4 protein-coding genes are annotated in these 10,626 nt (G+C 60.0%); all 4 read right to left on the bottom strand.

Annotated features, from left to right (window positions below):
- The 4 genes from AC07P1_RS30790 to AC07P1_RS30775 all read right to left on the bottom strand — a co-directional run bounded on the left by AC07P1_RS30790 (position 1) and on the right by AC07P1_RS30775 (position 10,618).
- Entirely contained in the window at positions 1 to 921 is a 921-nt protein-coding gene (locus tag AC07P1_RS30790) for a DsbC family protein (protein WP_494699403.1), read from the bottom strand.
- Positions 922 to 924: 3 nt separating this feature from the next.
- Positions 925 to 2,043, bottom strand: coding sequence for a secretion/conjugation apparatus DotM-related subunit (locus AC07P1_RS30785; protein WP_494699402.1), 1,119 nt, complete (start codon positions 2,041 to 2,043; stop codon positions 925 to 927).
- A gap of 14 nt (positions 2,044 to 2,057) precedes the next feature.
- Positions 2,058 to 2,456 (bottom strand): lytic transglycosylase domain-containing protein, encoded by a 399-nt coding sequence (locus AC07P1_RS30780; RefSeq protein ID WP_494699401.1) that lies wholly within the window; start codon positions 2,454 to 2,456, stop codon positions 2,058 to 2,060.
- Positions 2,457 to 2,629: 173 nt separating this feature from the next.
- Complete coding sequence (locus tag AC07P1_RS30775; protein ID WP_494699400.1) at positions 2,630 to 10,618, bottom strand: strawberry notch-like NTP hydrolase domain-containing protein; 7,989 nt, start codon at positions 10,616 to 10,618, stop codon at positions 2,630 to 2,632.
- Positions 10,619 to 10,626: the final 8 nt, after the last annotated feature.

The raw sequence follows: 10,626 nt of genomic DNA, 5'->3' as shown, positions 1-10,626 counted from the left end.
CTACTTGTGGGCGTTCATCCAGCCCTGAATGGCCGCTGTGGTGTTGGGCGATGCATCTGGAAACTTGTCTCCCCTTGAATTGATGATCGTCGGTGTTCCTTCGAAGCGCATGGCGCGGAATATCTGGTCGTTGGCGGCCACCGCCGTTGCCCCCTCACTGCAATCCTCGCCGCCGGAACTCGCGCCCACGATTATCTTTTTCCACATTGCCGCGCGGGCGTCGCTGCTCGCGCACATCAATTTTTCGAGCCGGCGCGCCGACGTGCCGCCGCCGATGACGGATACAGGGAAGATGTGAATCGTGTAGTCCTTCCCGAGTTTGACCAGCTCGTTCTCAAGGCTGCGGCATGACGGGCACGACGGATCGGAGAACACATACAGCGTTCCCTTGGCGCCGCGCGAATAGGCGACGGAGAATTTTCCCGCTCTGACACCGTCGGCCAAGGCCTGGGCCAGTTCAGGTGCGTCAGGTGTTGGTGGCCGGGTGGAGGACGCGCGCGCCATCTGAGGCTGCGCGGCGATGGCGTCGGATATCAACGGCAGCGGCTGCTGGAGGCCGTTGCCCATCACGCGCGTAAGCGCGAGATTCAACACCAACAGGAACAAGATGCCGATCGCCGGCAACGCGCCCCACGCCAGCATGCCCTTGCAAGCCATGGTAAGCCGGCGGTGCCGCGAATGGCGTTGGACCATACGCTGCAGGTGCTGGTAGGCTGCGTTGGCGAGTGACTCGGAGGCAAAGCGCTCGATCAGAAACGACGAGGCGGCATTGTGGTAGCGGGCACTGATGGTGTTTGCTTCCTTCGTGAAGGTGACACCCTGATCGAGCCGCAGCGCGCTGACGCTTTGAAGTTCACCGGTGGCACCGTATTGAATGTAGAGCGACTGCTCGAATAGTCGAATCGTGTCGTTGGACTTCATGATCTATTTCTCCTTTGAGTGTTGAGTGGTCGTCAATCCGATCTTGATGAGGTATGCTTCGATGCCGTCGATCGCATCGTCGAGCTGTGGCGCGTCCAGGCGGTAGCCATTGTCCGCGGCGAAGTCCTCCCACAACGCCTGTGTGAACACCGCAGCTGATTCAATGAACGGCCCCTTGCGCCCAGTGGTGTTGAGCGCGTACCAGAGCTGGCGATCCAATCCCTTGAGCCAGCGAAAATGGGCAGAGGGAAGTTTTCCCGTCGCCAGCGCGGCCTTGTGCATCGAGTGGAGCAACGTACGCGGATACGGATGGCGCGTCAGCCATTCACGCGCCTCCGCATGCTGCGCATAGCGGGAGAACGCAGCGTCCGTCAACGACAGATTCGGGTAGCCGCGCTTCCCCTGCCAAGTGCCCTGATGGCAGGACCGGTTCAAGGCGTCAAGGAGTTGCTGCGCCTTTTCGATGTCCCGGCCGTCGGACAGCAGCCTGGCGCCGAATACGGCAAACATGCTTTTTTCTTGGGGCGTCATTTCACTAAGCGACGCGATCTTGGTGCCGAGGTCCTGCCGCAGCAGTACTCGGCAACGATCACGATCGAGAACACCATTGATCAGCAGGCTATGCTCGGCCACCCATTCCTCCGGATTCCTTGAACTGCGATGCTCTGGGGGATCCGTGTTGAGCAGGTCGCCGTAGTACAGACTTGGAATGACGGCAGGCGAATGCGTAGACATGATCCAAGGTAGTGTGTCGACCGTTATATGGCGGCGTGTCCGGTTGGCCGGGTGCCGGTGCGCGATCCGAAGCGCCCGCGCCGCGAGAAGAAGCGGGATGCAGACGAATACGTAGGCCGATAGATTCAGGAGGGACAGCAGTTGCTGCGCCGAGACAACTGCAGGCATCGCAGCCAGGGTGGCGGCGAGTTTCCTGCGGTCGTGGACCGCGTTAGGCATGAACGACCAGTCCACCAGACCTAACTGCAACCATGCCCATTTCAGGCCATAGTATGCGATGTCGGCATGATACTCGGACCAGAACAGCCAGAGGCCCCCCATCGTCAGGGCGGTCATGCCGAGATATACCAGGCCCATGTCGTCGTGCTTGATGTCCGATCTGTTCATTGCTGTGCCCGCTCTTAGAATTTCAATGAATTCCGGTAGACCGCAGCGATGTATGCTTGCTTGAATTCCGGTGTATGGGAATGGTAGTGACCGATGCCCTCCCAAAAGTCGCCATTGGCCCGGTTGATCTCGTAGCGCAGAATGTAGGCTCCGGCGCGCGCGGACCAGCACAAGTCGTTCGTCAGCATGGCAGGCGTGATTCCGAAGTCGCGCGCCAAGCGATGGGCCCAGACCGTATTGATCTGGAACGGCCCATGGTCCACGCTCCCATTCTTGTTCTTGCTTAGCGCGCCGGGTCGGCCTCCTTCAGTCAGCTGCACCGAAAGCAGAGCGCGCAGCGGTAGAGAATAGTCTTTGGCTGCGGCGACAATGCATGCCGGGGTTTGATATAGATCAATATAAGCGGGAAACATGAGGTGAGTCCGTACGCGTGTCGTATTGGTTTATATAATGGCCTGAATACAAAATATATGAAATCGCTTAATCGGCTCTGATGCACATCATGAGGCGACACTGGATTGGCGACCTACGCCGAATTGGGAGATGCCATGGATTTCTTGCGCCAGCTTGATGCCGTGCCCGCGTACTATGCGGTCGATGGAGATGGACGAAGTGTTCCCTTCATCGTGTCCCTGCTATTGCATGACCAAGGCGGGTGTCCACGACTGACGCCAGCCATCGAGGCGGCGATCAACTGTACGGTGGAGATTACTGAGCGAGAGGGACTTGTCACGGCAATCATTTGTGAGCGCGACACAAAAAACCAAGTAGCCTCGGTTGTCGGGCGGGCGATGACAATCGAAGGGGCGATCCTTCTGTTTCGGTGCCAGAATGCGGAAACAGCCGAGGCGTTAATGATGTGCATGGACGATATGTATTCTCTATCACTTGTCAGGAGAGCCGGCATTGCCGACCAAGGTGGGGAGGGCGCTTCACCGCCTCGTCCTGTTGTGGGCCGTGTGCTGCCGTGATGGAGCGGTCGGAAGCTTCGCCTTCTGCGCGCCATGAAGGAAGTGCATTTTCGAGCGGTGCCTCGCACGGAAAATGCGAGAAGAGGGGGGGCGCCGGCGGGCTTGCGCACAAAGGTGACGCTGTTCGGCGGACCGTTCCGTCCCGTCGCCGCCCACGTCACACTCGCGCTCCATATTGAAAATCCGTGTGTCCGCAGTATCGCGTCACTTTCTTCCAGCGCCACGAAGGCTGACTTCATTGTTAGAACACCTAGTCCATGCCTGTCGGCCAGCGCGGTGATCGATCTGATCGCTGAATGGTTGTCTGCTCGTGGTGCCCAGCGCACGATCGCGATATTGCCATTTGGGTGCAGGTAAAGTGTGCCGCCCTGCGTGTTCTCGATGCGGGCCAAGTTGGCACGGATTTCCGCGACGGCGTTCGGCAGGCTCATTATTGAGGGGACGGCTCGCCAGTTCTCCGTGTCCCGGTACGCGGGACGGACCTTGTTCAGGGAGTTTAGCCCGAACGTGCGCAAGCCAAACGGGGCCGACCGAGAATTGTTGCCGTGGTTCGCCGCTCCGACATGTTCGCTTCGTGTCGCGCGTCTTCTGGAGGAAGAGCGCATATCGGTGGCGACCGAGGCGGCATTCCGGGAGGATTGATCCGAACGACGTTCGCCGCACGCGAAGACTGCAGAGGATGGAGCTGCCGGCTCCAGCGCTTCCCGGGTTTGTTTTGTGACTGCGGTACGTGCGCGTCCCAGCAAGTCCACGGTTTCCGATTGTGACTTGCTCTCGAACCAATCCGCAAGTTGGTGCAGCCCGGCTCTGCGCAGTCCGCGCTGAATCATTAACATCAGCGATTGAAGTCCGTGTATGCGCAGACCGGCGCCAGCCATATCGCACAGAGCTTCCTCCGTGGCCAATTCGATGCCGTAGCCGGTTGCAGCCGCTTTTTGCCGGGCGGCCCGGTCGAGGCTCGGATTGATTCGGCGCAGGCGGGTCATTTCGTCGGCAAGGCTGTCGAGATCCAGTATCGCGCGCAAGCCCGCATGGCCAAGAGCTTCGTGCCCGACGACGAATTGAAAATCGGCGGAGTTTGAGATGTTGTCGGCGACAAGATAGATCGTATCGAAGCGAAATGCCCCCTGTGTCGTCGACGGGGCGGGGAATGGTAGATCGGCCGCCGATTGAACACAGACGATCGGAGGTGCACCGGACCATTCGGACCGGATCGAGCTTGCGGCGTTCCGGAGGGCCGTTAGGTTGAACCCGGTGCCGTGATCGCTGGTCCGTTTTTCCGCGCCGGCAGTCGGTTGTGCTGTTTGGCAGAACACGGGGCCGGATGTCGGCTCGTTTCTTTGCGTTTCAAAGATTTCGGCAACAGGTTTGGATTCGATGATGCGCGCGAGGACCGCTGCAGCCTGGCCACCGGTCGGAACGAACACGCGATCTAGCCATTGTATGCGTTCGCAGAATGCGCCTTGCTGTGTGAGCACGCGGCGCTCACTTTCGCTCATGGAAGTGGCTTTGATTTCGATCCGTGTTTCTTGACTGACGCGAACTGTCGCGATTTCCCACCCGTTTGCCAGCACGACCTTGGTCCCTTCGAGAATACGTGCGACGATGCGCTCTGCGGGAAGCTTTGAGAGGTCCGATCCGACACCCAGATTTTTCAAGGTTTGTGTGAGCAGCGCTGGTGTGACCGTACGGCCCAGCAGACGTTCACCATCGTCCGTTTGTGTGCGAATCACACGCGGCGAACCCGGGATTCGGTCCCATATAGGAAGTAGGGCGCCTGTGATCATGTGGACATGCTGCACGTGGGTCCTGGGAGCAGACGCTAGCTCGGCATTCCATTCGTCGCGCGCTGTCGACTCGGTCAGTCTGGTGTACGCGGGTACTTCACGTTCGACTTCCTTCTCCACCAATTCGGCCTTGATCCTTTCGACGATCCTGGCTAGCGCCGTTCTTCGTTCACTTGCGATGCCTGGCATTGTGGCGAGACGCTCAAGTGCCGCCATCCCGCCCCGCTCCAATTCCGCAGCGGCAGTGGCGCTATGTTCGGTGTGGCTTTTCCCGTTACGTGTCCAGCCCTCTTCGAAAGGAGGTCCGCCATACGCCTGAATCACTTGTCGGCGCTTGATCATGATCCGGCCAATCGCCCCTGCCGCCACCTGGTCTGCGTTCTCGACGTGGCGTGTCGGCCCGGTTGGCATGAACTGGCGGGCGCGCGTGACCACTGCCCCCTTTTCGTTGGTACCTTGGCCGGTGCGCTGAAGGGCGAAGACTTTATTGTTCTTTTCGTTGCGGAAGTAGCCGAGGAAGTCGTCAGACGCCTCGCCGCTCTTGCCGCAAATAGGCAATGAGTAGAATTGGGTCAGACGGGTTGGTTTATGTAGCGCCAGCTCGACATAGTGGGTTTCCGCTCCGGTTCGAGCATCGGCGTGGACCATTTCATCCCGTAGCTTCTGAATCGATTGCGCGCGTATTGTCTCCACGCCGTGATCGAAATCGCCGCGCTCCTTTGCGCTCTCAATCAATTGCTCCATTCTTTCGAAAAATTCGCCGAAGACGCGGTCTTGCTCCGCCGTCTTGAGAGAAAGGAGGCGGTTCAGGAATTGCGGGATAGACGGCAGCTTGCTTTCGTTGAGCGCACCAGTTCTTGCGTCGATCAAGCCGTTCAATCCCAGCGCGTGAGATGTTTGTCCGAAGTCGAGACGCGCGTGACCACCGTACATGTCGACGAAAAACATGCGGAGCGCGCGTCGTGCATAGTCAGATTCGAGATTGTCCGTGGCGTCGAAGAGGCCTTGCGAGCCGGTTTGACGCTGTCCCTTGGTCAGCGCTCCAAGCTGGTCGAGGCGTCGTGCTATCGATGAAATGAAGCGGCGTTGCGCTTCCAAATTGGTCGTCGGCAGAACATAGTGCGGCTGGCTGGCCTCGTTTGTTCGGTGCGTGCGCCCCATGCCTTGGATCGCCTTGTCGGCACGCCATCCAGGCTGGATAAGGAAATGGATGCGCTTGCGTTGGTTGGCTCGCGTCAGATCAGCGTGAAAGGAATAGCCTGTGCCTCCAGCGTCGGAAAAAACGAGGATGGGTTTTTTGTCGTCCATGAAGCCATCAGCATCGGCCATGGCTGTCGCGTGAGAGCGCTTTTGTTCAATTGATTTTAAGTCTCCATTGCCATCGCGTTCCAGGATGAAACGGCGACTGCGCCCCGTCACTTCGGCGACCATATCGGGACCGAAGGCATTGAGGATGGAGTCAATCGGATTGTCAGGAACGCGAATCGTAGCAAGGGAACTCACCAGGGCGTCGCGCCGCGCCTCCATGTCTCTGTTGGTCATTGGCCGTCCGGCGGCATCGAGGGCCGGCCGCGAGCGGACGTTCCCGTTTCCATCCTTGTATTCCTCATACTGTTGAACCGGGAATCCAGTCTTGACGTAGTCGATCAGGTTCTGGCGAGGAGTGAAGTCAAGTTCGTCAAGATCGGTGCCGGCCGCCGCCATGTCGGCCAACTGTCGCTCCTGGGCGGCCTCGTTGGTGTTTACGAGTTGCATTACGACGGCATGGCCACGCTCAATTTCTATGCGGGCCTGGGCGATCACAGTGGGCATCTGCATCGACGTGATGATCTGATTGAAGAATCGTTGGTGGGCTCCCCAGAACTGCGACAGTGCCGCGCTTTTGGCGGCGCCGTCCTTTCCCTGGCCTGTGTCCGACAATGCGTGGTCGACGTTTTGCAGCACGGTCTGCCAAGCCCCCGCCAATTCGTTGTAGATGTCGGTTTGAAGCGGCGTGAGGGTATGTTCGAGCCGCTCATAGGTAACGCCGTCGAACGACAGCGACCTGGCCAGGTAGACGCCCATCGCCTTCATGTCGCGGCTGACCAGCTCCATCGCCGCGACACCGCCGGCGCTGATTGAACCGATGAAGTCCGACACGGTGGCGAATGGCGTGCCCTCGCCCCACAGGCCGAGGCGGATGGCATAGGCCAGATTTGCCACTTCGGTCGCGCCGGTCGCGGAGACATAAACGACTCGGGCATTCGGCAGCGCATCCTGAAGCGCGATGCCGGCCAGTGCTTTGGCCGAGGGGAGCGTGACGCCGCGCGCGCCGCGGCGCGTGATCGAGTTTGCCATATTGTGACTCTCGTCGAGGGCGATGACGCCATCAAAGTCCTCTCCCAACCAGGCTAACAGTTGGTGCAATCTGGTCTTGGCAACCGTGGAAGTCGCTGCGGGGTTGGGATTTCGCGGGGTCGCGGTTAGTAGTGTGTACGACGCGAACAGGACGCCGTCGCGTGGTGGCAGGGCCTCGTTCGCCTTAATCCGGCCATGGGAAAAAATGGCGGAGGGGTCGCCACCGACGCCGGCGAAGTCGCGCCGCGCGTCTTTCAGCAGTCCGCTTTTTTCGGAAATCCAGACGGCCTTTCTGCGTCCCGACCGCAGGTTGTCGAGAATGATGCCGGCGATCGTGCGCCCCTTGCCCACCCCTGTGCCGTCGCCGATGAAAAAGCCGCGCCGCTGGCCGCCGGGTAGGCGCTGCTCATGGGCCTGCCCGGCGTAGACAACCGCCTCAAGCTGTGGAAGTGACAGCTGCCCCTTTTCGATGACAGACCGGGGAAGGCTAGGTATATAGTGCGGGACAGGAGGATCGGTCGCGGCCATGGCCGCCGATTGGACAAGTTTGCCTGGATGGCTGCGCGCACCGTCGATGGACAGACGCTGGGGCAGGTAGTGTTCGTAGATCGCGTCCGACAGTGCTTCATTGCTTCTCTCGGACGCGCGCTGGGAGATAGCGATTGGCGTGTCTTTTAAGCGCGCGTCGCCACCATGCTGCTGCACAGCGCCTCCAGTAGGAGTGTCGCCGCGTCTAGCGGGCAGGTCAGGTTCCGCAGGTGCGTCTCGGTCAGCACCGTCTCCCCGTGTCCCGTCCGCTCGGGATTGGTCAGGAGCGCGATCACCTTTGCCGGCTTGCGGCGGGCGAGCAGCCGGAGCATCGCCTCGACCTGTTCCTGATCCGGATGGTTGGGGCCGGACGGGACGATGGACAGCCCGTTCGAGAGGCCCCATCGCATCAGTGTCAGCAGCGGCATCTCGTGGTCGGTGCGCCAGTCCGGCGGCAGCCAGCGGTTCGCCGCCTGATTTAGGGGATGTGATTTGGCGTTGTTTCGACGCAGGGAGTGGGCGATCATGGCGTATCTCCTCAAGCAAAGGAAGCAGTTCCGCGACATCGTCCACCGCCGCCATGAGCACAGGCAGCCGCGTTGGGCCGGTCTTGTCGATCACGAGCAATTGGATGTCGAAGGTTGTGCCATATTTGGCGTAGTTTTTTCCGTCGATGCCGATGTTGGCGCGTACCGTGTAACTGGCCTTGGTCCAATCCCACCATTTGGCGCTGTTCGGTCGGCCCATTGCCATGCCACTGCCGACGATTGCCACGAGCCTCCCGCCCGGCGCAAGGCGCCGCAGCGCCTGTTCAACATGTTGCGCGCCTATCGTTGCCGGCCGAGCGTCCTGCATGCGCCCCGCCGTCGCGTTGAATGGCGGATTCATCACGATGACGGTGGGGCGGATCGAATCGGGCAGGGCATTGTGCAGTTGCTCCGCATTCTCCGTGAACAGGCGCTGCTTTGGGAATTGGGACTTGAGTATAGCGGCGCGTCTGGACGAAAGCTCATTGAGGATCACCTCCGCGCCGGCCAGCGTGCCGAACGTGGCGATCGCACCAGTGCCGGCCGAGGGTTCGAGCATCACGTCTTGATGTGTGATATTGGCCGCCCATGTGGCTACAAAGGCCAAGGGGGGAGGCGAGGAGAATTGCTGGTATTCTTCCGCTTCGGCGGTCCGATGCGTTTGGGGCGGGACGCGCCGGAGTATGTCAGCGAGTACGGCGAGCTTGCGGGCGGAGCTGGCCGCGCCGCCACCAGGCATGATCCGCGCCTCAAGAATCGTCCGGTGGATTCCTGCTTCCATCGCATCATACGCGTCCTTAGCTGTATAGCGGCCAGTTGCCTGCGTCCCTCCGAATGCCTGGTCGGCGACATCGAATAGTTCTCTCGCCGTGAACGCACGCGGCAGATCCCGACTCAGGCGTTGAGTTACCCAGCCGGCGACCAGATCAATCGCTTTCACATATTGCGCAGTCTGAGTGGCGTCTGGATGCACCGGGGCCGCGTTTTGATCGTCTTTTTGTACTTCGTGTTGCGCTCGATGCGCGTATCGCTCGGGATCGTCGTCAGCCTTGGGCAAAGGGCTCCGCAGAGCCGGATTCTGCACCGTCGGAGTGATGCGAGCATCGGCCTGTTCTGCTTTGGCATACTTGGGGATGGGCTGGATTGCGGACGCTTTGGCTACCTCTCCGCCTGGTGGCCGCGTACACCAGCGGGTGAAGTTATCCTCTAATTCGGTTGGTGTCGAACCTGAGATGCCTGCGGCGAGATAGAAGGCATCGCGCAGCGCGTCGGTACTGGCTTCGCAGGGCGCGATTTTCGCACCGTCTCGCAGCAAGGACAGCAGCCGGATGCGTTGCGGCGCATGAACCGGTCCGGCCAACAAGTGAATGCCGCCGGTGCCAAACAGGTCGCCAGATTCTGCGATGAATTGATTGAGGAGGATTCGTGCTTGCTCGACTTTATCCGGGACAGCGGATTCTTTGGTCGGGGCCGGGTTGACGCTCTGCGCTGGCGAGGGATCGATGGCGGCCGTGAGTTCGACCTGGGTGAACAGCTTATCGCTGATCCTGCCGTGCAGAAAGGCCAGTTGTTCCCTGATCGCCGCGTCGCGGTTGGGGTGCTGGCGGTAGCTTCCGTTTGGGAAAGGGCGGCACATGTAGCTCGCATGCCTTTCGGTATAAGCAGCGGCGCCTGCCCATTTGCCGTTCGGCGCCTGCGCGACTGTGATTTCGATATGGGCGTCAGCGACTGTCAGATTGACCGCGAATTCGATATGCGCAAAGCGCGGAGTGATCCAACCATCCTGGTTCGGCGATAGTGACGCTGGTTCAAATCCCCATTTGACTGCGGCAGCCACCACCATGCGGTTTTTATGCGTTTGAAAGTCGTCCTGTTCCGACGTTCCCCTTGTAGTATTTGTACGCCGTGCATCCATCGCCTTCGCAACGCGTTTCTGTGTTTGCGATCGATATGTTGCACTCGATGGAAGCGAAGCCAGTTCTGGCTGGCTTGCGGGTACCTTCTGCACGGCTTCCAAGGCGACCCAGCCTCCGTAGGTGTCCCTTGCGATAGTGTGGACCTTGATGCGCCGTTCAGCCCCAAGCTTCCGCTCGCAAATACTGGTAACGGTGTATATGCGTTCCGGATTTTCGGGGCGGATTACGTTGTCGCCAATTCGTAACCCCTTGCTGTTTTCGACCTCCGAGATCCGATGGTAGCGTTCTGGATTCGATGCCTGTTCGGTGAACTGTTCTCGCATCAGATCCGCAGCGACATCGGGTCCGGGTGCAAGCATAAGCAGGATATCGGCGTAGGCGCGCGATGCACGTTCCAGCTGACTGCTCCGCACGGTGTCTGGCGCCGGGGTTGGCTGGACATTCGGTGGCGGCTCGATTTTCAGGGTATTCGTGTCGTTCGGCTGGAGCGGTGCAGGGGCGTCGGGCATTTGCGAAC

It is taken from the genome of Duganella sp. GW821-FHT07F09 (assembly GCF_059418705.1).
The sequence above is the reverse complement of the archived record's forward strand: the minus strand, read 5'-3'. Positions and strand labels throughout refer to the sequence as shown.

Bases quoted from the DNA above. Each gene is read 5' to 3' on its own strand.
- AC07P1_RS30785 (WP_494699402.1), bottom strand. From the start codon at position 2,043: ATGAACAGATCGGACATCAAGCACGACGACATGGGCCTGGTATATCTC.
- AC07P1_RS30780 (WP_494699401.1), bottom strand. From the start codon at position 2,456: ATGTTTCCCGCTTATATTGATCTATATCAAACCCCGGCATGCATTGTC.
- AC07P1_RS30790 (WP_494699403.1), bottom strand. From the start codon at position 921: ATGAAGTCCAACGACACGATTCGACTATTCGAGCAGTCGCTCTACATT.
- AC07P1_RS30775 (WP_494699400.1), bottom strand. From the start codon at position 10,618: ATGCCCGACGCCCCTGCACCGCTCCAGCCGAACGACACGAATACCCTG.